General features: G+C 62.7%; 20 protein-coding genes. 7 read left to right on the top strand and 13 right to left on the bottom strand.

What is annotated here, in order from left to right; genetic code table 11:
* Positions 1-26: 26 nt before the first annotated feature.
* From JN279_RS21500 to JN279_RS21490, 3 genes are all read right to left on the bottom strand, one after another.
* Positions 27-1832 carry an ABC transporter ATP-binding protein gene (locus JN279_RS21500; RefSeq protein ID WP_096457353.1) on the bottom strand — a complete coding sequence of 602 codons (1806 nt, stop codon included), beginning with the start codon at positions 1830-1832 and terminating at the stop codon, positions 27-29.
* A 377-nt stretch (positions 1833-2209) separates the two neighbouring features.
* Positions 2210-3886 carry an NAD+ synthase gene (locus tag JN279_RS21495; RefSeq protein ID WP_096446474.1) on the bottom strand — a complete coding sequence of 559 codons (1677 nt, stop codon included), beginning with the start codon at positions 3884-3886 and terminating at the stop codon, positions 2210-2212.
* Positions 3887-4006: 120 nt separating this feature from the next.
* On the bottom strand, positions 4007-4723 hold the full coding sequence (locus tag JN279_RS21490; protein ID WP_096457356.1) for a DNA-3-methyladenine glycosylase I: 717 nt from the start codon (positions 4721-4723) through the stop codon (positions 4007-4009).
* 95 nt (positions 4724-4818) lie between these two features.
* Here JN279_RS21490 and JN279_RS21485 point away from each other — a divergent pair, with 95 nt between their 5' ends.
* Positions 4819-5382, top strand: coding sequence for a DUF1003 domain-containing protein (locus JN279_RS21485; RefSeq protein WP_096446476.1), 564 nt, complete (start codon positions 4819-4821; stop codon positions 5380-5382).
* A complete protein-coding gene (locus JN279_RS21480; RefSeq protein WP_096446478.1) occupies positions 5379-5966 on the top strand; it encodes a DedA family protein in 588 nt (195 codons plus the stop codon). The genes JN279_RS21485 and JN279_RS21480 overlap by 4 nt, the downstream gene beginning before the upstream one ends.
* A 4-nt stretch (positions 5967-5970) precedes the next feature.
* Here JN279_RS21480 and JN279_RS21475 read toward each other — a convergent pair whose 3' ends face one another.
* From JN279_RS21475 to JN279_RS21465, 3 genes are all read right to left on the bottom strand, one after another.
* Positions 5971-6558 carry a hemerythrin domain-containing protein gene (locus tag JN279_RS21475; RefSeq protein ID WP_202350185.1) on the bottom strand — a complete coding sequence of 196 codons (588 nt, stop codon included), beginning with the start codon at positions 6556-6558 and terminating at the stop codon, positions 5971-5973.
* 40 nt (positions 6559-6598) lie between these two features.
* Entirely contained in the window at positions 6599-6958 is a 360-nt protein-coding gene (locus JN279_RS21470; RefSeq protein WP_096446482.1) for a diacylglycerol kinase, read from the bottom strand.
* A 78-nt stretch (positions 6959-7036) separates the two neighbouring features.
* The gene (locus JN279_RS21465; protein ID WP_096457359.1) at positions 7037-7453 is read right to left on the bottom strand and encodes a GFA family protein; all 417 of its coding nucleotides are present in this window, start codon (positions 7451-7453) and stop codon (positions 7037-7039) included.
* A 416-nt stretch (positions 7454-7869) separates the two neighbouring features.
* Here JN279_RS21465 and JN279_RS21460 point away from each other — a divergent pair, with 416 nt between their 5' ends.
* Positions 7870-8940, top strand: coding sequence for a GGDEF domain-containing protein (locus JN279_RS21460; RefSeq protein ID WP_096446484.1), 1071 nt, complete (start codon positions 7870-7872; stop codon positions 8938-8940).
* A gap of 102 nt (positions 8941-9042) precedes the next feature.
* Here the strand turns inward: JN279_RS21460 and JN279_RS21455 are convergent, their stop codons facing one another.
* The 3 genes from JN279_RS21455 to JN279_RS21445 all read right to left on the bottom strand — a co-directional run bounded on the left by JN279_RS21455 (position 9043) and on the right by JN279_RS21445 (position 14350).
* On the bottom strand, positions 9043-10416 hold the full coding sequence (locus tag JN279_RS21455) for a class II 3-deoxy-7-phosphoheptulonate synthase (protein ID WP_096446486.1): 1374 nt from the start codon (positions 10414-10416) through the stop codon (positions 9043-9045).
* 135 nt (positions 10417-10551) lie between these two features.
* Positions 10552-14049 (bottom strand): transcription-repair coupling factor, encoded by a 3498-nt coding sequence (gene mfd / locus JN279_RS21450; RefSeq protein WP_202350184.1) that lies wholly within the window; start codon positions 14047-14049, stop codon positions 10552-10554.
* Between the two features lie 13 nt (positions 14050-14062).
* Positions 14063-14350 (bottom strand): succinate dehydrogenase assembly factor 2, encoded by a 288-nt coding sequence (locus JN279_RS21445; protein ID WP_096446490.1) that lies wholly within the window; start codon positions 14348-14350, stop codon positions 14063-14065.
* A gap of 92 nt (positions 14351-14442) precedes the next feature.
* On the opposite strand from JN279_RS21445, the gene recG reads away from it, so the two are divergent.
* Entirely contained in the window at positions 14443-16551 is a 2109-nt protein-coding gene (recG, locus tag JN279_RS21440; RefSeq protein WP_202350183.1) for an ATP-dependent DNA helicase RecG, read from the top strand.
* Here recG and JN279_RS21435 read toward each other — a convergent pair.
* The gene (locus JN279_RS21435; protein WP_096446494.1) at positions 16503-17255 is read right to left on the bottom strand and encodes a DUF502 domain-containing protein; all 753 of its coding nucleotides are present in this window, start codon (positions 17253-17255) and stop codon (positions 16503-16505) included. The two genes, recG and JN279_RS21435, sit on opposite strands and share 49 nt — an antisense overlap.
* 91 nt (positions 17256-17346) lie before the next feature.
* Positions 17347-19170 (bottom strand): glutamine--fructose-6-phosphate transaminase (isomerizing), encoded by a 1824-nt coding sequence (gene glmS, locus JN279_RS21430; protein WP_096446496.1) that lies wholly within the window; start codon positions 19168-19170, stop codon positions 17347-17349.
* A gap of 207 nt (positions 19171-19377) precedes the next feature.
* Here glmS and JN279_RS21425 point away from each other — a divergent pair, with 207 nt between their 5' ends.
* Complete coding sequence (locus JN279_RS21425; RefSeq protein ID WP_096446498.1) at positions 19378-19752, top strand: ADP-ribosylation/crystallin J1; 375 nt, start codon at positions 19378-19380, stop codon at positions 19750-19752.
* A gap of 3 nt (positions 19753-19755) precedes the next feature.
* On the opposite strand, the gene glmU is transcribed toward JN279_RS21425, so the two are convergent.
* Together glmU and JN279_RS21415 are read right to left on the bottom strand one after the other, a co-directional pair.
* On the bottom strand, positions 19756-21132 hold the full coding sequence (gene glmU / locus JN279_RS21420) for a bifunctional UDP-N-acetylglucosamine diphosphorylase/glucosamine-1-phosphate N-acetyltransferase GlmU (RefSeq protein WP_096446500.1): 1377 nt from the start codon (positions 21130-21132) through the stop codon (positions 19756-19758).
* Between the two features lie 155 nt (positions 21133-21287).
* Complete coding sequence (locus JN279_RS21415; RefSeq protein WP_019858381.1) at positions 21288-22034, bottom strand: cytochrome c biogenesis CcdA family protein; 747 nt, start codon at positions 22032-22034, stop codon at positions 21288-21290.
* 270 nt (positions 22035-22304) lie between these two features.
* Here JN279_RS21415 and JN279_RS21410 point away from each other — a divergent pair, with 270 nt between their 5' ends.
* Positions 22305-22682: a COG4315 family predicted lipoprotein gene (locus tag JN279_RS21410; RefSeq protein ID WP_096446502.1), complete on the top strand. Its 378-nt coding sequence runs from the start codon at positions 22305-22307 to the stop codon at positions 22680-22682.
* A gap of 373 nt (positions 22683-23055) precedes the next feature.
* Entirely contained in the window at positions 23056-25677 is a 2622-nt protein-coding gene (topA, locus tag JN279_RS21405; protein ID WP_096446504.1) for a type I DNA topoisomerase, read from the top strand.
* The last annotated feature ends 3 nt before the right edge of the window (positions 25678-25680 follow it).

Raw genomic sequence — 25680 nt, 5'->3', positions numbered from 1 at the left:
CGGCCGAAGCCGGAGGCCAACTCAGTTCAGACGACCAGTCCCTTGGTCAGCTCGAGCGCCTGGCGCTCGAACAGGCGGCGGTAGATGCCGCCCTTCAGCCTGATCAGCTCGTCATGCGAGCCTTCCTCGACGATGTTGCCGCTGTCGAAGACAAGCAGCCGGTCGAGCGCCCGCACCGTCGACAGCCGATGTGCGATGACCAGCGTGGTGCGGCCGACCATCAGCCGTTCCATCGCCTGCTGGATCAACACTTCCGATTCCGAATCGAGGCTCGACGTCGCCTCGTCCAGGATCAGGATGCGCGCATCGGCCAGGAAAGCACGCGCGATCGCCACGCGCTGACGCTCGCCGCCCGACAATTTAACGCCGCGTTCGCCGACCAGCGTGCCGTAGCCTTTCGGCAGGCTGGTGATGAAGTCATGCGCACTCGCAAGCATGGCGGCATGCTCGATCTCCTCCTGCGTTGCGCTTGGCCTGGCATAGGCGATGTTCTCGGCCAGCGAGCGATGGAACAGGATCGGCTCCTGCTGGACGATGGCGATCTGCCCGCGCAGCGATGCTTGCGCCACCTGCGAAATATCCTGGCCGTCGATCAGGATCTTGCCCGCATTCACGTCATAGAGCCGCTGGATGAGCTTGACGAAGGTCGTCTTGCCCGAACCGGAGTGACCGACGAGCCCGACCCGCTCACCCGGCGCGATATCGACCGAAAAGTCTCGATAGAGCGGCGACCGGTGATTGCCGTAGTGGAAGGTGACGTTGTCGAAGCTGATGGCCCCTTGCGTGATCCGGATCGGCCTGGCGCCGTGCCGGTCCTCGATGCCGAGCGGTTCGGACTGGAAATCGACCAGTTCCTCCATGTCGTTGATCGACCGCTGCAGATTGCGGATATGCGTGCCGATATCGCGCAAATAACCTTGCAGCACGAAGAACGAGGTGAGCACGAAGGCGACGTCGCCGGCGCTCGCCTGCCCCCACGACCACAGCAGCAGCGACAGGCCGATCACGGCCGCGCGCATGACCAGCAGCAGCGCCCCTTGCGTGGTGCCGTTGATGGTGCCGCGCACCCAGGTGCGCCGCGTGCGCGCCCGCCATTTGGCGACCACCTTGGCGAGGCGGCGCTCTTCGCGCTCCTCGGCGCCAAAGCCCTTGACCACAGCGTTGCAGCTCACCGCGTCGGCGAGCGAACCGCCGAGGCGCGTGTCCCAGGTGTTGGCGAGCCTTGCCGCCGGCGCGACATAGCCAAGCGACAGCATCGCCGTCACCATGATGAACAGCACCGAGCCCACGGCAACGACCACACCCATCAGCGGCCAGAACCAGCCAAGCAGCAGTGTCGAGCCGACGAGCATGACGACGGACGGCAGCAGCGCGATCAGGATGGTGTCGTTGAGCAGGTCGAGCGCCCACATGCCGCGCGTCACCTTGCGCACGGTCGATCCAGCAAAGCTGTTGGCGTGCCAGTCGGTGGAAAAGCGCTGGACGCGATGGAAGGCATCGGCGGCGATGTCGGCCATCATCTTCAGCGTCAGTTCGACAATGCCCATGAACGCCAGGTTGCGCAGCACGACGCCGGTCAAGGCGAGCGCCATCAAAATAGAAAACGCCGTCATCGCGGCATTCCAGGCAATGGCGTCCGCGCCGGCGCTGCTGGCGACAGCATCGACCAGCCGGCCGGAATAGAGCGGCGTCAAGACGTCGGCCAGCGTCGACAGCAGGAAACCACCCATGATCAGCGAAAGCCGCCAGGGCTGGCGCCGCCAATGGGTGAGCGTGAAACCAAGAACGCTGCGAAAGGCGCTCGCGCGCAAATCGATCTTGAAACGAGCCATGATGTCATTCGGGCGCAAACGAGCCCGATCCCAGTAAGGTCGAAAATTGAAGAAGCCGCGCAAGGGGCAAATGATTGCCCAGAAGCGGAGTGGCATATCTTGGCGTCACGCCCGTAATCGGGCGGCGACCGGCATCGGCATAAGCCTGTGCTCAATCCGGCTACGATGCGAAGGATGGACCTTCGCCGAGCGCCGGATGAGACCTAGGCTTCGCGGCCTCGCATTACCATGTGAAATACTGCCATTCGGACCTCCCGCAAATGAATCGCGGAACGGTCCTTATAGAGACGCCCCGACGCATCGCCAAGACTGGCTCGCGCCAAAAGCCTATCTGGTCCAACCACTGCGGTTATTTTGCAACAACGGGCGAAACGCGCTTACCCGCGATCCCTGAAACGGTTGGTGATGGGGTAGCGGCGGTCGCGGCCGAAATTCTTCCGGGTGATCTTCACGCCGGGTGCGGCCTGCCGGCGCTTGTATTCGGCGATATAGAGCAGATGCTCGATGCGCGTCACCGTTGCCCGGTCATGGCCGCGCGCGACGATGTCGTCGACGCCCATCTCGTTTTCGACCAGGCATTCGAGGATATCGTCCAGCACCGGATAGGGAGGCAGCGAATCCTGGTCAGTCTGGTTCTCACGCAATTCCGCCGACGGCGCCTTGTCGATGATGTTCTTCGGGATTACTTCGCCCGAGGGCCCGAGCGCGCCCGGCGGCACGTGGCTGTTGCGCCAGCGCGACAGCGCGTAGACCTGCATCTTGTAGAGATCCTTGATCGGATTGAAGCCGCCATTCATGTCGCCATAGAGCGTGGCGTAGCCGACCGACATCTCACTCTTGTTGCCTGTCGTGACGACCATCGAGCCGAACTTGTTGGAGATCGCCATCAGGATGGTGCCGCGCGCGCGGCTCTGCAAATTTTCCTCGGTGATGCCTTCCTTGGTGCCCTCGAAGAGCTGCGTCAGCGCGTGCAGAAAACCTTCGACCGGTTCGAAGATCGGCACGATGTCATAGCGGCAGCCGAGCGCCCGGGCGCAATCCTCGGCATCCTTGAGCGAATCCTTCGACGTATAGCGGTAAGGCATCATCACCGCGCGCAGCCGCTCCTCGCCGAGCGCGTCGACGGCAAGGGCAGCGCAGATCGCCGAATCGATGCCGCCGGACAGGCCAAGCACCACATTCTTGAAGCCGTTCTTGTTGACGTAGTCGCGCAGGCCCAGCATGCAGGCGCGATAGTCGGCCTCTTCCCGCTCGGGAATCTTCGACATCGGCCCTTCCGAGCAGACCCAGCCGTCCTCCCCGCGCTTCCATGTGATGACGTCGACCGCTTCCTCGAACTGGCTCATCTGGAAAGCCAATGTCTTGTCGGCGCCGATGGCAAACGACGCGCCGTCGAAGATCAGCTCGTCCTGGCCGCCGAGCTGGTTGGCATAGGTGATCGGCAGCCCGCATTCGATCACCTGGCGGATGACCACCTGGTGACGGACATCGATCTTGGCGCGATAATAGGGCGAGCCGTTCGGCACCAGCAGGATTTCCGCCCCGCTTTCCGCCAGCGATTCGCAGATGCCGACATCGCCCCAGATGTCCTCACAAATCGGAATTCCGATGCGAACACCACGGAAATTGACCGGGCCTTGGATCTCGAGCCCTGCCTGGAAGACGCGCTTCTCGTCGAACTCGCCATAGTTCGGCAGGTCGAGCTTGTAGCGTTCGGCCAAGATCTTGCCGCCATCGGCGACGATGATCGAATTGTGCGTGCCGCTCTTGCGCTTCAGCGGCGTGCCGATGATGACACCAGGGCCACCATCGGATGTATCGGCGGCAAACTCCTGCGCCGCCTTTTCGCAAGCCTTCAGGAAGGCCGGCTTCAGCACCAGATCTTCCGGGGGGTAACCGGCAAGGAAAAGCTCGGTATAGAGCACGAGATCGGCGCCCTGGCGCGCGGCATCCGCCCTCGCCTCGCGGGCTTTGGCGAGGTTGCCGGCGACATCGCCGACGGTCGGGTTGAGCTGGGCGATCGCGATACGCAGTATGTCGGGCTTCTTGGTCATGCCTGCTGACTTAGCGCGGCAAAATTCGCCCCGCAATGGCGTTCGCTTGGACCACCCCAGACCGATTGATATGGTCAATCGTGTCGATGCGAATGACAGTCGTCATTCGCATCGGACCGATCAGTCGTCGCCCATATATTCGCGCAACGACTGCGGCGAATGGTTCTCGCCGATCGACATCGCCAGGATGCGCGAAATGTGCCGGCGCGGCAGGCCGGTGTCGGCCACCCATCGGTTGATCTGGGCCTGGATCTTGTCGAGGTCCCTCTTCGAGGTCGGGCTTTCGGAGATGTCGAGGCCAGAATCGCGAAGGGCTAACGCCATGTCAGCCGAAATGACGAAAGCATCCCAGCCCAGCCAACGCAGGAAATACTGGCCGGTGTTGCCGCCCAGCCGGCTGCCATGCTTGCCGAGATAGGCCATCAGCCCGACTTGGTCGTCGGCAGGCCAGTTGGCGAGGAACTCGCCGAAGCCGCCATGCTCCTTGGAGACGCGTTCGACGAAGGCGGCGTTGTCGCGCACGGATCTGATTTTCTGCGGGTTGCGCACGATGCGCTGGTCGGAAGCCAGATCGTGCCAGAAATCGTCTGGCTGGAACAACAGCCGCTTCGGCTCGAAGCGCAGAAACGCTTCCTCGAAACCGGACCATTTCTGTTCGATGACGCGCCAGACAAAACCGGCGGCGAACACGCGCTCGGCCATGGTCGACAGAATGCGGTCGTCCGGGATGTCAGCCACCGCTGCATTGTCGGGCGCCGGCCCCAGCAGCGTTGAAAGCTCCGCTTCCCCACCCTTGCGTTTGGCTGCACGGGCGCGGATTTTGGCGAAATCTGGCATTTTTGCTTCCATCTCCATGCCGCGCTTTTGAAGGGACGGCATCTTCCTATATGGAGACGAGACTGCCAAGCCGACGCTTTGGTGTGGAGACGTCCATGAACAAGACAGTGCCCGAACTGGCCAATCGATGGCTGAGGCGAAACCCAGAGAATTTGAGCGAGCTCGAGAGGCGGGTGCTGCAAAGCACTGTCGACCGCAAACCCATATCACAGGACATCAACGACAATCTTAGCGGCCTTCAGGGCGCGGGCGATCGTATCGCCGATGCCATCGCGCGTGTCGGTGGTTCGTGGACGTTCATTCTGTCATTCATCGCCTTCCTGGTCCTGTGGATCGGTGCCAACTGGTGGCTGCTGGGGCAAGAGTCGTTCGACCCCTACCCCTTCATTTTCCTCAACCTGGTGCTGTCGATGATCGCTGCCCTGCAGGCGCCGGTGATCATGATGTCTCAGAATCGCCAGGCGGCGCGCGACCGCATCGACGCTGCCCATGACTACGAGGTCAACCTCAAGGCCGAAATCGAGATCATGGCGCTGCACGAAAAGCTGGACGAATTGCGCCACAGCCAGATCATCGGCATGCGCGACGAGATCGCGCAGATAGCCGAACAGCTGAAGCGGATCGAGGAACGGCTCGCTCCCGAGACCCAGCCCTCATGACCGAAGCGATCCATCATTTCATCGAACAATATGGGCTGCTTGCCGTCTTTCTCGGCTGCGTGGCCGAGGGGGAAAGTGCCGCCATCCTCGGCGGCTTCTTCGCCCACCAGCATATTTTCGTGCTGTGGCATGCCTTTGTCGCGGCCGCCCTCGGCGCTTTCCTCGGCGATACGGGCTTCTTCATGCTCGGTAGAAGTTTCGCCGATCATCGCTATGTCGTCAGGTTGCGCAGGCGGCCCGGCTTCCGCCGCGCCTATCGCCTGCTCAACACCCATCCCAACATCTTCGTGCTGTCGAACCGCTATGTCTACGGCATGCGCCTGGTCGGCGGCATCGCCGCCGGCCTGTCGACCATAGCAGCACCCCGCTTCGTCATCCTCAACGCCATCTCATCGGTGATCTGGGCGGTGCTGTTCAGCTCAATCGGCTATGTTTTCGGGCTGGGCGCCGAGCACTTCGTCGGCCAGGCGTTCCTGCGCCACGAAAGGCTGCTGATCGGGCTTGGCATCGGCCTGACGGTGGCGATCCTTGCCTGGCTCATCGCACGACACATCGCCAAGCGGGAGCGCGCCAAGGAGTTTTGACCCGTTAGTCTATACCGAGCGCCTGATCACCTCGATCGAGGATCAGAGGGATGATCAGGTCTTCCTCATCGGCAAGATGCCGGGTCAGCATGGCGATCAGCCGGCTGTTTTCGTCAGCATAGGCATCCGCCGCGAAGCGCTGTTTGTCCTCGCTCTCATGAAGCGTCTTGATGAAGGCATTGGCCGCCTCGGCATTGCGCTCCAATCCTTCATGGATGGTGTGGTGGTCTGTGTCGAGAATCTCGAAACCGCGCTTCAGCCGCGCCTCCGCTTTGGCGAAGACCGGAAAATAATGATGATCCTCGACATTGTGGTGACCGTCGAGATTACCGAGAAAATGGTTGAGGCGCGGCGCGAACCAGCGCGCAAAGTCAGGCGTCGTCAGCCTGCCCTCGCGATAATCGCCAATACCATTGGTCAGCATGCCGCCGAGTTCGCGGAACATGTCGTGCCGCTGCAGCCACATATTGGCGATACCGTGGATGTTGGCGTGGCCCTGCCATTCTTCACGCGGGTATTTTTCGACCAGCCAGCGCAAATCGTCCGGCAGGCCTTTGCGTTCGAGAAGCAGAAGATTTGTGGCTACGGACATGACGGTTTCCTTTAGTTACCGTCATATAAGAATGGCAACGCTAGATCGGTAGTCCGGTGATCCGCTCGATGAGCGCGATGCCCCAGACGCCGGCGACGATGACCACCGAAATCAGCACCGCCAGCGAACCGCAGTCCTTGGCCAACTGGATGTCGACATTGAACTCGCGGCTGAACGCATCACAGGCGGCCTCGATGCCGGTGTTCAGCACCTCGACCATGATCAGCAACAGCACCGCGCCGATCAGCAAGGCATAACCACGCCAGGAGACCGAAACGAACCACGCCGCCGGCAGGGCGAGCACCAGCAGCATCAGTTCCTGCTGGAAAGCCTTCTCACTGGCGGCCAGCTTGCGAAACGCCCGCACCGAATTGAAAAAAGCGTCGATCAGCCGCTGCATGCCCAAACCTCTTTCCGGATCACCGGCACGGGATAAAGCAACGGCCCGATCAAGGGAATAAGCCATCTCGTCCAAAATTCATTCAGCGACCGCGATCGAAGGCGTCGACTTTTCAAACTGCGGCAGCCCGTCAACGATCGAATAATAGTCGCCCTTGTCGCCAACGAAGATATGGCAGTCGCCCTTGAGGCCTGTCGGCTTGTCGAACGCTCCCGCCATCACCGAAATATAGTCTTGAGCCCTTGGCTTCCAGAAAAGCACAGACCCGCATGTCTTGCAGAAGCCGCGCCCGGCGAAAGCGGACGCCTCATACCAGGTGATGCTTTCCGTGCCTTCGATCACGATGTCGGCGTCGGCGACATTGGTCGCGGCATAGAAATGCCCGCTTTGCTTCCTGCATTGCGAGCAATGGCAGTAGACGACGCCGCGCAGCGCTCCCCTTGTCCGGAAGCGGACCGCTCCGCACAGGCATGATCCCTGGTGACTATCGCTCATTTCGGCACCCCTTGAAGAAACCTCGTCCAGCATCGTTGCCAGGATTCCAGCTTTGCGGTGGTTCCGCGCAAGCAAATGCGACATCGATTGGCGTGACAAAATTCGAAATTCAAGTCTCATTTCCATCAGCACAACACACGGATTTCGAAGTCAAAGCCGCCAAACCGGGTGTTATCGCGCTACGGTGGTACAAAAATTACGCTTATACAGCCACAGGTAGAGAAAAACCTGTGGAAGTCGTGCGAATTAAGGAAACTTTAGCGCCACCGCATTTATGGTCCCATCAAGCGAAGGTCGCGGGTGGGGACGCGCCTCTTCGCAAGATGTTCTGGACTATCGGGTCGCGCTCCCCAGGTCGGCGATCAATGGAACCCGCCAATTCCGCGCCGGGAGCTGAGGGGAAGAGTGGATCAGACATGCAGCCGGCAGTAGCCACAACCGAACGAAGCACCGACATCGCAGCCACGGTTGTCGCGACCATGCGCCAGCTTGGCGTCCTCGGCCTGCCGCGCAACTATGAGATCTTCTACGAGGCATTGAGCGGCACCAATCGCGAGCTCAGCCTGGCCGTCGTATCGCTGAGCAGCCGGCCGACGCAAGATGAGCTGGATCAGATCGGACGCGCCTTCTTTGCCCAGAACCATGGCCCCGGCATCGTCGAGCATGCCAGGGACGTCATTGCCAGGGAACTCGAGGAGGTCGCGGCGCTGTTGCGAAGCGAGCGCAGCCACATCGAGAAATACGGCAGGATTCTCGACGAGACATCAAACGGCCTGAGTGGCCGCAGCCTGCTCTCCCAGGATCTTCTGCAGAAAATCGCCAACGCCATGGCCGTTGCCACCAATTCGACGATCGATCACGGCAAGCAGATTGCTTCGACGCTCAGCGACAAGACGGCCGAGCTCGAAAGCGTGAAGTCGAAGCTCGAGGAATACAAGCGGCTGGCCGATACGGATCCGCTGACCCAGATCTGGAACCGCCGCGCCTTCGACAAGGAAATCACCAGGATCTACAACAGCAACAAGGGCATCCTGTTCAATGCCTTGGTCCTTGCCGACATCGATCGGTTCAAGGATATCAACGATCGCTACGGCCATCCTGTCGGCGACAAGATCATCCAGATCATCGCCGAGATCTTCCAGACCAGCATTCGCGGCGACATGTTCGTTGCCCGCACCGGCGGCGAGGAGTTCGCGCTGATCATCGAGGGCGCCAGCGAAGATGCCACTTACGAGATCGCCGAGCGCATTCGCGCCCTGATCGAGCAGACGCCGTTCACCAGCAGCCAGACTGGCATGAACTACGGCACGGTGACCGTCTCGATGGGCATCTGCATGGCATCCGAGGCCGAAGGACCCGAAGATCTCTACACCAAGGCCGACCGGGCGCTCTACCGTTCGAAGGTGAGCGGCCGTAACCGCGTCACCAAGCATTCGACGATGGCCGGCCGCGCCGGCAAGAGCTGGCTGCTCTACAGGAAGGACTAAGGCTGATCGCGCAACATCGGCCGAGAACACAAACGTGAGCTGAAATGAAAAAGGCGCCGGGTTACCAGGCGCCTTTTTCTTTATCGGTCCAAATGGCCGGGATCAGCCGTTGGCAACCTGCTTGTGCTGAACCGGATGGCTCTTCTTCAAGAGATCCGACACCAGGAAGGCCAGTTCGATCGCCTGGTCGGCATTGAGGCGCGGGTCGCAATGGGTGTGGTAGCGGTCCTGCAATTCCTCGGCCGTGATGGCGCGCGCGCCGCCCGTGCATTCGGTGACGTTCTTGCCGGTCATCTCGACATGGATGCCGCCGGGGTGCGTGCCTTCGGCGCGGTGCACTTCGAAGAAGGTCTGCACTTCTTTCAGGATGCGGTCGAACGGCCGCGTCTTGTAGCCGGCAGCCTCGATCGTGTTGCCATGCATCGGATCCGACGACCAGACCACGCTGCGGCCTTCCTTCTGCACCGCGCGCACCAGCTTCGGCAGATGGTCGGCGACCTTGTCCGAACCAAAGCGGGCGATCAGCGTCAGCCGGCCCGGCTCATTCTCGGGGTTGAGCAGGTCTATCAGTTCCAGCAAGCCATCCGGCGTCAGAGACGGGCCGCATTTCAGGCCAAGCGGGTTCTTGATGCCGCGGCAATATTCGACATGCGCATGGTCGGGCTGGCGCGTGCGGTCACCGATCCAGATCATGTGGCCCGAGGTGGCGTACCAGTCGCCCGAGGTCGAATCGACGCGGGTCAGCGCCTCCTCGTAGCCGAGCAGCAGCGCCTCGTGGCTGGTGTAGAAATCGGTCTCGCGCAGCGCGTAATTGGTTTCCGAGGTGATGCCGACGGCCTTCATGAAGTCCATCGTCTCTGTGATGCGGTTGGCGAGCGACTCGTACTTCTCACCCTGCGGGCTGTCGGAGACGAAACCGAGCATCCAGCGATGCACATTCTCCAGGCTGGCATAGCCGCCCTGGGCGAAGGCACGCAGAAGGTTGAGCGTCGCCGCCGACTGGCGGTAGGCCATTTCCTGGCGTGCGGGATCGGGAATGCGCGACTTCTGGTCGAATTCGATGCCATTGATGATGTCGCCGCGATAGCTCGGCAGCGTCACCTCGCCCTTGGTTTCGTTGTCGGACGAGCGCGGCTTGGCGAACTGGCCGGCAACGCGGCCAACCTTCACCACCGGCTGTGCACCGGCGAAGGTCAGCACGACCGACATCTGCAGGAAGACGCGGAAGAAGTCGCGGATGTTGTCGGCACCATGTTCGGCGAAGCTTTCGGCACAGTCGCCGCCCTGGAGCAGGAAAGCGTCGCCGTTTGCGACAGCCGCGAGCTGCTTCGTCAGCTTGCGGGCCTCGCCGGCAAAAACCAGCGGCGGAAAGGTGGCAAGCTGGGCTTCGGTGTTCTTCAGCGCGGCAAGGTCCGGATAGGCAGGAACCTGCTTGATCGGCTTTGCTCTCCACGAATTCGGCGACCATTTCGTCATCGCTGCACCCAACACTCTTTCCTGCGAGCACCCTCGCCCGCTATTTCCGCCCCTATATGGGTTGGCGGCTCCATACACGAAGCCGATTTCCTATTCTAGACCGGAATTTCAGCGCTGGCGAATGGGTCGGGTGGGCTACGCTGCCTTCTCGACCAGCCTCGCGAGCTGTGTCATGACCACCGCCGAGCCGGCCAGGCGCTTGTCCGGCGTCGGCCAATCGCGCACGAAGACGACGCTGTGATCCGGCCGGATCTTGGCCAGCGAGCCCTGCTCGCCGATGAATTTGACCAGCCCAACCGGATTGGAGAATTCGCGCTTGCGGAAATGGATGACGACGCCCTTCGGGCCGGCGTCGAGCTTCTCGACATTGGCCTTGCGGCAGAGCGCCTTGATGAAGACGATCTTCAGGAGATGCTTGACCTCGTCCGGCAGCGGGCCGAAACGGTCGATCAGCTCGGCACCGAACGCGTCGATCTCCTCGGTGTTCTCGAGATCGCCGAGGCGACGGTAGAGCGCCAGCCTGAGCTGCAGGTCCGGCACATAGCTTTCCGGGATCATCACCGCCGTGCCGACAGCGATCTGCGGCGACCAGCCGCCATCCTGGACCTCGCCGGAATCCTTCACCTCGGCCACGGCCTCCTCCAGCATCTGCTGGTAAAGCTCGAAGCCGACCTCCTTGATGTGGCCGGATTGTTCTTCGCCCAGAAGATTGCCGGCGCCACGGATGTCGAGATCGTGGCTGGCCAGTTGGAAACCCGCGCCCAGCGTGTCGAGCGACTGCAGCACTTTCAGCCGGCGCTCGGCGGTTTCGGTCAGCTTGCGGTTGGCCGGCAGGGTGAACAGCGCATAGGCGCGCACTTTCGAGCGGCCGACGCGGCCGCGCAGCTGGTAGAGCTGCGACAGGCCGAACATGTCGGCGCGATGGATGATCAGCGTGTTCGCCGTCGGGATGTCGAGGCCCGATTCGACGATGGTGGTCGACAAAAGCACGTCGTACTGGCCGTCATAGAAGGCATTCATGATGTCGTCGAGCTCGCCGGGCGGCATCTGGCCATGGGCCACCGCCACTTTCAGCTCCGGCACGGATTCTCGCAGGAAATCATGGATTTCGGCGAGATCGCTGATGCGCGGAACGACATAGAAGGAGTGCCCGCCGCGATAGCGTTCGCGCAGCAGGGTCTCGCGAATGACCAGCGGATCGAAGGGCGAGATGAAGGTGCGCACCGCCATGCGGTCGACCGGCGGCGTGGCGATCAGCGACAGTTCGCGCACGCCGGTCAGCGCCAGCTGCAGCGTGCGCGGGATCGGCGTCGCCGACAGCGTCAGCACATGGACATCGGTCTTCAGATCCTTCAGCCGCTCCTTGTGCTTGACGCCAAAGTGCTGCTCCTCGTCGATGATCAGCAGGCCGAGATTCTTGAACGAGATCGACGAGCCGAGCAGCGCATGAGTGCCGACGACAATGTCGACCTGACCTTCGGCCAGAGCCTTCTTCGTCTCCGCGAGTTCCTTGGCGCCGACCAGCCGCGAGGCCTGGGCAACGCGGATCGGCAGGCCGGAAAAACGCTGCGAAAACGTCTTGAAATGCTGGCGCGACAACAGCGTCGTCGGCACCACCACCGCGACCTGGAACCCTTCCATCGCCGCGATGAAGGCGGCGCGTAGCGCCACTTCGGTCTTGCCGAAGCCGACATCGCCGCAGATCAGCCGGTCCATCGGCTTGCCGGCGCCGAGGTCGTCACGCACCGAGTCGATCGCCGTCTGCTGGTCGTCAGTCTCCTCATAGGGGAAACGAGCCGAGAATTCGTCATAAAGGCCTTCGGCCGGCACCAGCGCTGGTGCCGCCCGCATCTGCCGTTCGGCGGCGATGCGGATCAGCTGCCCGGCCATGTCGAGCAGGCGCCGCTTCAGCTTTGCCTTGCGCGACTGCCAGGCACCGCCGCCAAGCTTGTCCAGCGTCGCCTCGGCTGTATCAGAACCGTAGCGCGATAGAAGCTCGATGTTTTCCACCGGCAGGAACAGCCGGTCATCGCCGGCATAGTGGATTTCCAGGCAATCATGCGGCGCGCCGACCGCCTCAATGGTGCGCAGGCCGATGAAGCGGCCAATGCCGTGGTCGGCATGGACGACAATATCGCCGGCCGACAGTGCTGAGGCCTCGGCAATGAAATCGGAAGCGCGCTTCTTGCGCTTCGAGCGCCGGATCAGCCGGTCGCCCAAAATATCCTGTTCGGCGACGACGACCAGTTTTTCGGTCTCGAAGCCGGATTCGAGCGGCAACACGGCCAATGCCGCCTGCCCCGGCTCGAGCTGCTCGGCTTCAGCCAGGGTTTCGACCTGCTTGAGATTGCCGAGATGGTGCTCCGCGAGGATCTGGCCAAGCCGGTCAAGCGAGCCTTCGGTCCAGCCGGCGATGACGACACGGCGGCGTGCCGAGCGCTCGTCGGCGATGTGCTTCACCACGACATCGAAGACGTTGATATTGGGGTTGGCGCGTTCTTCCGCGAAGCTGCGGCCATGGCGTGAGCCGGCGTGGTAGACCTTTTTCGCGCCGGCATCCGGCGCATCGAAGGGCGTGAAGTCGATCGCTTCGCGCGGCCCGAGCGAGGCGATCAGGTTTTCCGGGGAGAGATAAAGCAGGTCTGGCGCCACCGGCTTGTAGGGCACCGCATCTTTCAGCGCGGCGTCGGCTTGCTTTTTGCGCGCTTCATAATGGTCGAGGATCAGCGTGTGGCGTTCGGCCAGCGCCTCATGCGCCAGATGGTCGAATATGACGGGCGTGTCCGGCAGATAATCGAACACCGTCTCCAGCCGCTCGTAGAAGAACGGCAGCCAGTGCTCCATGCCGGCGAAACGCCGGCCCTCGCTGACCGCCGCGTAAAGCCCATCGTCGCGCTGGGGTGCGCCGAACGCTTCGATATAGGACCGGCGGAAACGGCTGATGGTTTCGGGCGTCAGCGCCACTTCGCTCATCGCCTGCAGCGCCATCGACTTGCGCTGGCCGGTGGTGCGCTGCGTGGCGGCGTCGAAGACACGGATCGATTCCAGTGTGTCGCCGAAGAAATCGAGCCTGAGCGCCTCGGTCCAGCCGGGGGCGAACAGGTCGAGAATGCCGCCGCGCACCGCGAATTCGCCGATCCCGCGCACCGTCGGCACACGCTCAAAACCTGATGTTTCCAGCCGCGCCACCAGCGCGTTCATGTCGATCTGGTTGCCGGGCCTGGCATGAAAGGTCTGCGCCTCGACAAGGTCGGCCGGCGGAATGCGCTGCAGCAGCGCATTGGCGGTTGTGAGGATGACGGCGCGGTGCGGCTTCTTCGCCAGCGCGATCATGGCGGTGAGCGCATCGAGACGCTTGGCGGCGGCGTCCGAGCCGGGCGAGACGCGGTCGTAAGGCAGACAGTCCCAGGCCGGCAACTCCAGCACCGGCAGGCCGGGGGCAGCAAAGGACAGCGCCTCGATGATCGCCGGCAAGCGCTGGCCGTCGCGCGCCACGAACAGCACCGGCTTGTCGGGTGCGATTTCCAGGGCGGCCTGCACCAGCGCGAAGGCTTCATAGCCATCGGCGACGCCGTCGACGATGAACTGGCCGGCACGGCCTTTCGGCAGGCCAATGGTGGGAATGAGGCTCATCAAATCACGTTTTTCAGAAAGTCATGGTTCGGCGGGACGCCAGAATCTTTTGCAGGACGGCACAATCGATATCAGCCGGCACCGGGCGTTCACCGGTGATCAGCGGCAGGAAGTCGGTGTCGGGAATGTCGAGGAGCCTCTCATATTGGTCGATTTCCTCAGCCGTCAAGGCGCCGATCTCGGCGTCGGCAAAGGTGCCGAGGATGAGGTCCATCTCGCGCATGCCGCGATGCCAGGAGCGGAACAACAACTTGCGGCGGTGGGCGTCCAGCCCCTCGCTTGATCGTCTCGTTCCGGTCATCGTGCGGCATCCTCACTTGCTGCGGCGCATATAGCGTGGATAGAAGGGGCTGTCAGCCTTGCGCTGAGGCCGTCGCGACATAAGCTGACATCATGCGTCCTTCCATCCTCGATCCGCTGTTTGTTCCGATCACTTCGCTTGCCGGCGTCGGGCCGAAGGTCGGCGCGCTGATCGAGAAGATCGTCGCGGCTGATCTTGGCGATCGCGCGGCCCGCGCGGGCGACCTTCTGTTCGTGCTGCCGCACACCGTCATCGACCGCCGCAGCCGGCCGGGCATCGCAGGGTCCGCCGAAGGCCAGATCGTCACGCTCGACGTGCGCATCGACCGCCACCAGCCGCCGCCGCGCGGCAACAAATCGGTGCCCTACAGGGTCTACGCTCATGATGATACCGGTGAAATCGGCCTGACCTTTTTCCATGCGCACGCCGCCTATCTCGAAAAGGCAATGCCCGTGGGCGAGCATGTCGTGGTCTCGGGCCGCATGGAATGGTTCAACGGCCGCCCGACCATGGTCCACCCCGACCACATCGCGCTGGCCAGCGAGGCGGAAAACCTGCCGCTGGTCGAACCGGTCTATCCGCTCACCGCCGGTCTCTCGGGCAAGGTGCTGCGCCGGGCGATCGGCCAAGCGCTGGCGCGGCTGCCCGAATTGCCGGAATGGCAGGACGGCGCCTTCATGCGCCGGCACACTTTTCCCACCTTTGCCGACGCACTCACCCGCATCCACAATCCAGCCGACCCGATCGACGTCTCCGTCGACGGCGCCGCCTGGCGGCGCCTTGCCTATGACGAGTTGCTGGCGGGCCAGGTCTCGCTGGCGCTGGTGCGGTCAAAGATCCGCCGCCTCTCCGGCCGTCCCCTGGTCGGCGACGGCCGCATCGTGGAGAGGCTGCGCGCCGCCCTTCCCTATTCGCTGACCGCGAGCCAGGAATTCGCGCTCGCCGAAATCAATGCCGACCTTGCCGACCCCGAGCGCATGCTACGGCTGCTGCAGGGCGATGTCGGTTCGGGCAAGACGGTGGTCGCGCTGCTTGCCATGGCGCGCGCCGTCGAGGCCGGCGGCCAGGCGGCGCTGATGGCGCCGACCGAAATCCTGGCGCGCCAGCATCTGGCGACGATCACGCCACTTGCCGCCAAGGTCGGGCTGCGCATCGCCATCCTGACCGGCCGCGAGAAAGGCCGCGAGCGTACCGAAACGCTGGCCGGCCTGGCCAGCGGCGAGATCGACATCGTCGTCGGCACCCACGCACTGTTCCAGGAGACGGTCACCTTCCACGATCTGGTGCTGGCCGTCATCGACGAGCAGCATCGTTTCGGCGTCCATCAAAGGCTCGCCATCACCGCCAAGGGCGACGCGCCCGATATGCTGGTGATGACGGCCACACCCATCCCGCGCACGCTGGTGCTGACCGCTTTCGGCGACATGGACGTCTCCAAACTGACGGAAAAACCGGCCGGCCGCCAGCCGATCCGCACCGTCACTCTGCCGCTTGAGCGTCTCGACGAACTGGTCGCCCGCATGGAGGATGCCGTCGCCGGCGGCCAGAAAATCTACTGGATCTGCCCGCTGGTCGAGGAATCCGAAGAGATCAAGCTGATGTCGGCCGAGGATCGCTTCGCCTCGCTGAAACCGCTGTTCGGCGACCGCATCGGCCTCGTCCACGGCCGCATGAAGGGCGCCGAGAAGGACGAGGCGATGCGCGCCTTCAAGGAGGGCGAAACCCGCATCCTGATCGCCACCACCGTCATCGAGGTCGGCGTCGACGTGCCCGACGCCACCGTCATGGTCATCGAGCATGCCGAGCGTTTTGGCTTAGCCCAGTTGCACCAGCTGCGCGGGCGCGTCGGGCGCGGCGACAAGCCCTCCTCTTGCGTGCTGCTCTACAAGGATCCGCTCGGCGAGACGGCAAAACGCCGGCTGTCGGTGATGCGCGAGACCGAGGACGGCTTCCTGATCGCCGAGGAAGACCTGAAATTGCGAGGCGAAGGCGAGCTTCTGGGCACCCGCCAGTCCGGCACACCGGGTTTCCAGGTGGCGCGCATCGGGGCGCACGCCGATCTCCTGGAGGCCGCCCGCGACGATGCCAGGCTGATTCTGTCGCGCGACCCGGAGCTGCAATCCGACCGCGGCGAAGCGTTGCGCCTGCTGCTCTATTTGTTCGGCCGCGACGAAGCCGTGCGGCTCCTGCGCGCCGGATGAGGCCCTAGCGGCGGATTGGCGACCGCTCCGTTGATCGGCTCACCGTTCAGCGTCACCAACTTGGTCTTCACCTCGGGCGCCACGAGCCCGGCCGAAACGATCAGCTTGGCACCGTCCTCGATCGTCATGTCGAGCAACACAATGTCCGACTTCGGCACATACATGAGAAAGCCGGTGGTCGGGTTCGGCGTGCAGGGCATGAACACCGCGATCAACGGATCGCCTTCCTGATCGAGCTTCTCATTGATCTCGGTTTCCTTCTCGCTGGCCACGAACACCAGCGACCAGACACCCTTGCGCGGATATTCGACCAGCCCGACCTGGCGGAACATGTCGCCCTTGTTCGACAGCACGGTCTCGAAAATCTGCTTCAGCGAACCATAGATGCCGCGCACCAGTGGCATGCGGCCAAGCAGGCGCTCGCCGAAACCGACAATGGCGCGGCCGACAATGTTGGCGGTGAGAAAACCAATCAGCGTGATCAGGATCAGCGCGACGATCAGCCCGAAACCCGGAACCGGAAACGGCAGATAGGTGTCGGGGCTGTAACGGGCCGGAATATACGGTTTTACCCAGGAATCGACCCAGCCGATGAACGACCAGGCGATATAGGCGGTGATCGCCAGCGGCGCGCAGACGACGAAGCCCGTGAGGAAATAGTTCCTCAGCCGGGTCATGCCGGAGGTCTTGGGAGCATCGGACATGGTTCACCGGAGCGCGGGTTGCAGCGCAACATTAGTGAACCGGAAGGCCGTTTGGAACTGCGAAGTTTTTAAAGAGCGCCTGTTGAGGTCCCTACTCCACCGTCACGGATTTCGCCAGATTGCGCGGCTGGTCGACGTCGGTGCCCATGAACACGGCGGCGAAATAGGCCAGCATCTGGATCGGCAGCGCGTAGATGATCGGCGAGATGATTTCCGGCACGTCCGGCAGGATGATCGTCTCCATCGTCTTCACGCTTGAGTGTGCCGCGCCCTTGGCGTCGGTGATCAGGATGATCTTGCCGCCGCGTGCCGCCACTTCCTGCATGTTCGACACGGTCTTCTCGAAAATGCGGTCATGCGGCGCAATCACGATCACCGGCATGTTCTCGTCGATCAGCGCGATCGGCCCGTGCTTCAATTCGCCGGCGGCATAGCCCTCGGCGTGGATGTAGGAGATTTCCTTGAGTTTCAGCGCGCCTTCCATGGCCAGCGGGAAATTCGTGTCGCGGCCGAGATAGAGCACATCCTTGTAACGCGACAGTTCGCGCGCGATGCGCTCGATCTGCTCTTCGAGCTTGAGCACCTGGTTGGCATAGCGCGGCGCTTCCGAAAGCGCGCGCACCAGGGTCTTTTCCTCATCCTTCGAAATCGTACCGCGCGCCACGCCGGCGCGCACGGCGAGTGACGCCAGCACCGAGAGCTGGCAGGTAAAAGCCTTGGTCGAGGCGACGCCGATCTCGGGGCCGGCCAGTGTCGGCAGCACGACGTCGGATTCGCGCGCCATGGTCGATTCCCGCACATTGACGACGGCGCCGATCTTCATGCCGGCCTTGCGGCAATAACGCAGCGAGGCCAGCGTGTCGGCGGTCTCGCCCGATTGCGAGATGAAGAAAGCGGCGTCGTTGGCCGACAGCGGCATCTCGCGATAGCGGAACTCCGAGGCGACATCGATGTCGACCGGCAGCCTTGCATAGCGCTCGAACCAGTATTTGCCGATCAGGCCGGCCAGATAGGCGGTGCCGCAAGCCGAGATCGCCAGCCGGCCAATCTTGGCAAAGTCGAATGGCAGGTCGAGCGGCTTCGAGACGCCGGAGACGAAGTCGACATAATGCGCCAGCGTGTGCGAGATCACCTCGGGCTGTTCATGGATTTCCTTCTCCATGAAATGGCGCCGGTTGCCCTTGTCGACCATGAAGGAGGTCGACAGCGACTGCTGGCGCTTGCGCTCGACCTTCTTGCCGTCAATGTCGAAGATGGCGACGCTGTCGCGGCGCACCACCGCCCAGTCGCCGTCTTCGAGATAGGTGATCGAATTGGTGAATGGCGCCAGCGCGATGGCGTCCGATCCCAAGAACATCTCGCCATCGCCATGGCCGACAGCCAGCGGCGGGCCATTGCGGGCGCCGACGATCAGGTCTTCGTCACCCTTGAACATGATGGCCAGCGCAAAGGCGCCTTCCAGCCGCTTCAGCGCCTGGTGCGCGGCCTCGACCGGCTTCAGCCCCCTGGCGAGTTCGCGCGCCACCAGATGCGCGACGACTTCGGTGTCGGTCTGCGACGAGAAGGAATAGCCGTCGCGGACCAGCTCGTCGCGCAGTTCGGCAAAGTTCTCGATAATGCCGTTGTGGACGATGGCGACCCCATCGGAAAAATGCGGATGCGCATTGGTCTCATTGGGCACGCCATGGGTGGCCCAGCGGGTGTGGCCGATGCCGATCGTGCCATCGAGCGGCTCGTCCTTGAGCCGGCGCTCGAGGTTGATCAGCTTGCCTTCGGCGCGGCGGCGGGCGAGCTGGCCGTGCTCGATGGTGGCGACGCCGGCCGAGTCATAGCCGCGATATTCGAGCCGCTTCAGCGCATCGACGATGAGAGGCGCTACCTGCGAGTGGCCGACGATTCCAACGATACCGCACATGCAGACAGTCCCCGATTCCCCATGGAAAACCAGCGCTATTTAGGGATGGCCGGCCTGCCGTGAAAGTCACATTGCATTTCGTCCGCTGTAACGGACGCTTGCAGAGGCATGCACCATGCCAGACCGCTCTTGCAATCCGGTTACTGCAATTGTTCGGTTTTCAGGCATCCGGTTTTCGTTCCGGCAATATTTGGCTAAGCTTCAGCCATGAATGAAACCCAGCCCACCATTACACTCTGGCGTCCTGTCGGACCTCAGGAACTGAAACTCATCGAGGCGTCCGAGATGCAGGCATTTCCGCCACGTCTGCCTGAACAGCCGATCTTCTATCCGGTTCTGTCGGAAGCCTATGCCGTGCAGATCGCGCGCGACTGGAATGTTCCGGCCAGCGGCGCGGGTTTCGTCACCCGGTTTGCCGTGCTGAAAAGCTTTCTAGACCGCTACCGGGTCGAGCATGCTGGCAGCAAAGCGCATCTGGAATACTGGATCCCCGCCGAGGACCTCGATGACTTCAACAAGGCCATCGTCGGCAGGATCGAGGTGACCGCCACTTTCGGTGGGGACACTGCGCCGGTCGGCTGACCGTTAGTGGTCGGCGCCGGCCGCCTTCTTCTTCGCCGCCGCGGCCGAAGCAAAGCGCTCGCGCAATTCCTTGCCCTTGCCGGGGATCGTCTTCTGGCGGGCGCGGCCGAAGGCCAGCGCGTCGTCGGGCACGCTTTCGGTGATGACGCTGCCCGACGCAATGTAGCCGCCCTTGCCGATCGTCACCGGCGCCACCAGCGAGGAATTCGAGCCGACAAAGGCGCCCTCGCCGATATCGGTGAAGAATTTCGAATAGCCGTCATAGTTGCAGGTGATGGTGCCGGCGCCGATATTGGCGCCCGCGCCGACGCGGGCATCGCCGATATAGGTCAGATGGTTGACCTTGGCGCCTTCCTCGACAACCGCCTGCTTGACCTCGCAGAAATTGCCGACCTTGGCCTTGTTCCGGAGATCGGCGCCTGGCCGCAGCCGCGCGAACGGCCCGACATCGCAATTCGATGCAATGGTAGCGCCTTCGATATGGCTGAAGGCATGGATCTTGGCGCCGCCGGCGATCTTCACGCCCGGGCCGAACCAGACATTCGGCTCGACGATGGTGTCGGCGCCGATCTCGGTGTCATGCGAGAAATACACGGTCTCCGGCGCGATCAGCGTCACGCCCGATAGCATCGCCTCCTGGCGGCGGCGTGCCTGCCAGATGCCTTCGGCCTGCGCCAGTTCGGCGCGGTTGTTGATGCCGAGCGCATTCTCGAAACTGGCCTCGGTGGCGACGACATCGAGACCTTGCCCGCCGGCGATCTCGACGATGTCGGTGAGATAATACTCGCCCTTGGCATTCTTGTTGCCGACCGCGTCGAGCAGCTTCAGCGCGTGGGCGCCGGCCACCGCCATCATGCCGGCATTGCAGAAGCCGATCTTCTTCTCCGCCTCGGAGCAGTCCTTTTCCTCGCGGATGGCAATCAGCTTGCCGCCCTTTTCGACCAGCCGGCCATAGCCGTTTGGAAGAGGCGGACGGAAGCCGATCACCACGACAGCCGCACCTTCGGCGAGTTTCGACCGCGCCACGGTCAGCGCCTCCGCATCGATCAGCGGCGTGTCGCCGAACATCACCAAGATGTCGTCATAACCCCTTGATATCGCTTCACGCGCGGCAAGAACAGCATGCGCCGTACCCAGACGCTCTTCTTGCACAAAGGTCTCTGCCTTCGGTGCGAACTTCGCCACCGCCTTGCGCATCTCTTCCGCGCCATGACCGATGACGATCGCCTCGCTGCTGGCACCGGCGGCTTCTGCGGTCTTCGCCACATGAGCGACCATCGGCAGCCCGGCGATCTGGTGCAGCACCTTCGGCAACACGCTCTTCATGCGCGTGCCTTCGCCGGCGGCGAGGATGACGGACAGGCAGGATCTCTGGCTCATGGAAGGCAACCATCTGAAAAGGGTTGGGAATCAAATCATGCTAGCAGCGGCGCCATGCTGCACCAATGCGGTTAAATTCCGGTGAGATGGTCGGGCAAGTGACTATCAATCAGGAAGTCCACTGTGAGATCCTTTGCCGAAAAGCAGTGGTGAACTTACCCCAGCCGCCCCAGCACCGGGAAATTCTCCAGCAGCCAGTAAGACACCGTCTGCACGCCTCCGGTCAGGAAAAACACGCCGGCCACGACCAGCAGCGCGCCGATGGCCTTTTCGACGCGGCCGAGATGGACGCGGAATTTGCCGAGGAAGCGCATGAAGGCGCCGGAGAACAGGGCGGCGATCAGGAAGGGGATACCGAGGCCGAGCGAATAGGCGGCGAGCAGCAACGCGCCCTCGCCCACGGTTTCGCGCCCGCCGGCCAGCGTCAGGATCGGCCCCAGCACCGGACCGATACAGGGCGTCCAGCCGAAGGCGAAGGCGAGCCCCATGACATAGGCGGCGACGGCACTCGCCGGCTTGCCCTGCGACTGGAAGCGGGCCTCGCGCGACAACAGCGGGATGCGCAGGATGCCGAGGAAATTCAGGCCCATCAAGATAATCAGCACGCCGGCGCCCATCGCCAGCGGTTCCTGCCAGACGCGCAGCAGCCGCCCGATGGTCGAGGCGCCGGCGCCAAGCGCCACGAACACCGTCGAGAAGCCAAGCACGAAGGCGATCGAGGAATAAAGCAGCGCGCCGCGCGTACCTTCGCGGGCTGTCACGCCCGCATTGCCGCGAAAATCGTCGACCGAGACGCCGGCCATATAGCAGAGATAGGGCGGCACCAGCGGCAGCACGCAAGGCGACAGGAACGAGATCGCCCCCGCCCCGACCGCGCTGACATAGCCGATATCCAATGCCATCCCAAAGCTCCGACTGTTTGGCGACGATATAGCGACGCTCTGACCTGTGCGCCAATCACCAATGTGTGGCAACCGGTCGCTGTTCGGGCAATCGCACTGGCCCTGAATTCAGCCGCGCCACCCGTCTAAGTACGACCGAACCGAGTGAATTGTTACTGGCAACTACGCCGGCCAGCTACCGACATCGGGAAGAAACCCCGGCCGGTAGGCGTTGATACAAAGAGGCCGCGATTTCCCGCGCGCCTCCAGATATCAGCCAGGGAGATTTCCATGAAAACCATAGCCACAGGGCTGGCCGCACTGCTTCTCAGCACCGCCGCATCCTTCGCCGCCGAGGCGTGGAAGGAAGCCAATGTCGGAGGCACCAAGATCTACACTGATGCCAAAGGTATGACGCTCTATACCTATGACAAGGATGAGAAGGGCAAGTCGAACTGCTACGACAAATGCGCCGCCAACTGGCCACCGCTGAAGGCCGAGGCCGGCGCGAAGACTTCCGAAGGATGGACAATCGTCGACCGTACCGACGGCACCAAGATGTGGGCCTATGACGGAAAGCCGCTTTACACATTCATCAAGGACAAGAAAGCCGGAGATGTGAGCGGCGATGGCGTCGCCGGCGTCTGGCATACTGCCAAAGCCGACTGAACCCTCAGTGCCATATCCCGCTCGCTGGCGGGATATGGCGTTGGTCGCCGGACATCCTTCCTCGATCCGGCGGCCAGCCTGTTTCTGAACCATAGCGCCAACGCCTCAGTGCGGCATTGCAACGGATTCTTCCTCGACTCGATGCAGATATGAACCGAGCCATTTCAGCCGACTTGGGACAGCCATCTTCTCCAAGCGAAAATCTGTGATTTTCTCCATACACTCTAAGAGTGTATTGCTGCCGGCAGCCTCGCAATTTGGGCTCTTCCCCTTGACCGGATGCAAAAGCGCGGCCATGTGAGCGGCAAATAGAACGAGATTTCGTCGCGCGCAGCGGAATTCTTCTGCCGCACCACAGCTGATATGAGACCTCATGGACGTCGTCGTCGTCGAATCGCCGGCCAAGGCGAAGACAATCAACAAATATCTCGGCAAGAACTATAAGGTTCTGGCCTCGTTCGGGCATGTCCGCGATCTGCCGGCCAAGGACGGTTCGGTGCGCCCGGATGAAGACTTCGCCATGTCCTGGGCGGTCGACACCGCATCGGGCAAGCGGCTCGCCGACATCGCCAAGGCGGTCAAGGATGCCGACGGCCTGATCCTCGCCACCGACCCGGATCGCGAGGGCGAGGCCATCTCCTGGCATGTGCTGGAAGTGCTGAAGCAGAAGCGCGCGCTGAAGGACAAGCCGGTCAGCCGCGTCGTCTTCAACGCCATCACCAAGTCCTCGGTGCTGGAAGCCATGGCCAATCCGCGCCAGATCGATGGACCGCTGGTCGATGCCTATCTCGCCCGCCGGGCGTTGGACTATCTCGTCGGCTTCACACTGTCGCCGGTGCTGTGGCGCAAATTGCCGGGCGCCCGTTCCGCCGGCCGTGTCCAGTCGGTGGCGCTGCGCCTGGTCTGCGACCGCGAATCCGAAATCGAACGCTTTATCCGCGAGGAATATTGGCAGATCGCTGCCATCCTCGGCACGCCGCGCAACGAGACTTTCGAGGCGCGGCTGACCGCCTTCGAGCGCAAGAAGCTGCAAAAGCTCGACATCGCCAACAAGGCGCAGGCCGACGACATCAAGGCGATGCTCGAGGGCGCGACCTTCAAGGCGCTGTCCGTCGAAGCCAAACCGACCAAGCGCAATCCCGGCCCGCCCTTCACCACCTCGACGCTGCAGCAGGCCGCCTCCTCGGGCCTCGGTTTTTCCGCCACCCGCACCATGCAGGTGGCGCAGCGGCTCTATGAAGGCATGGAGATCGGCGGCGAAACCACCGGCCTGATCACCTATATGCGAACCGACGGTGTGCAGATGGCGCCGGAGGCGATCGACGCCGCCCGCGACGCCATTGCCAAGGAATTCGGTCCAAAATACCTGCCGGAAAAGCCGCGTTTCTACACGACCAAGGCCAAGAACGCCCAGGAAGCGCACGAGGCGATCCGCCCGACGGATTTCATGCGCACCCCGGCATCGGTCCGGCAATATCTCGATTCCGACCAGCTGCGGCTTTATGAGCTGATCTGGAAACGCGCCATCGCCAGCCAGATGCAGCCGGCCGAGATCGAACGCACCACCGTCGAGATCGAGGCAGTCAACGGCGCCCGTACCGCCGAGCTTCGCGCCGTCGGTTCGGTCGTTCGCTTCGACGGCTTCATCGCCGCCTATACCGACCAGAAGGACGACGACGCGGAAGACGAGGAAAACCGCCGTCTGCCCGAAATCCGGGCCGGCGAGCAGCTTGCCCGCCAGGCGATCAACGCCACCCAACACACCACCGAGCCGCCGCCACGCTATTCAGAAGCGACACTGATCAAGAAGCTGGAAGAACTCGGCATCGGTCGCCCGTCGACCTATACGGCGATCCTGAAGACGCTGGAAGACCGCGACTATGTCACGATCGACAAGCGCCGGCTGGTGCCGCAGGCCAAGGGCCGCCTGCTGTCGGCCTTCCTCGAAAGCTTCTTCGAACGTTACGTCGAATATGATTTCACCGCATCGCTGGAGGAAAAGCTCGACGAGATTTCCGACGGTAAGCTCGCCTGGAAAGATGTGCTGCGCGACTTCTGGAAGGATTTTTCCGGCGCCGTCGCCGACATCAAGGAACTGCGCGTCACCGACGTCCTCGATGCGCTGAACGAGGAACTGGCGCCGCTGGTGTTCCCGACGCGGGAAGACGGCTCCAACCCGCGCATCTGCCCGAAATGCGGCACCGGCAATCTGTCGCTGAAGCTCGGCAAGTTCGGCGCTTTCGTCGGCTGCTCGAACTATCCGGAATGCTCGTTCACCCGCCAGCTCGGCGACGCCGCCAACCCCAATGGCGAGAATGGCGGCGGCGAGGAGGGCACCAAGGTGCTCGGCAATGATCCTTATACAGCCGAGGAAATCACGTTGCGCTCGGGCCGCTTCGGCCCCTATCTCCAGCGCGGCGACGGCAAGGAAGCCAAGCGCTCAAGCTTGCCCAAGGGCTGGACGCCCGAATCCATCGACCATGAGAAGGCGCTCGCTTTGCTGGCGCTGCCGCGCGATATCGGCAAACATCCTGAAACGTCCAAGATGATCTCGGCCGGGCTCGGCCGCTACGGCCCGTTCGTGCTGCACGACGGCACCTACGCCAATCTCGACAGCATCGAGGATGTGTTCTCCATCGGCCTCAACCGCGCCGTCACCGTGATTGCCGAGAAGCAGTCGAAGGGCAAGGGTGGCCGTAACGGCGGCACTGCAGCCGCCCTCAAGGAACTTGGCGACCATCCGGACGGCGGCGGCAAGATCGTCGTGCGCGACGGCAAATACGGACCTTACGTGAATTTCGGCAAGGTCAACGCCACGCTGCCCAAGGGCAAGGATCCGCAATCGGTGACGATTGAAGATGCGCTGGCGCTGATTGCCGAGAAGGAAGCCAAGGGCGGCGGCGGCAAGAAGCCGTTCCGCAAAGCAGCAGCAGCCAAAGCGCCGGCAGCCAAGAAAACAGCGGCCAAAAAGCCGGCCGCGAAGAAAAAAGGGTAGGAC

Origin of the sequence: Mesorhizobium sp. 113-1-2, from assembly GCF_016756475.1 — a bacterium.
Classification (GTDB): Bacteria; Pseudomonadota; Alphaproteobacteria; order Rhizobiales; family Rhizobiaceae; genus Mesorhizobium; species Mesorhizobium loti_C.
This window is presented reverse-complemented; position numbering and strand designations above follow the sequence as displayed.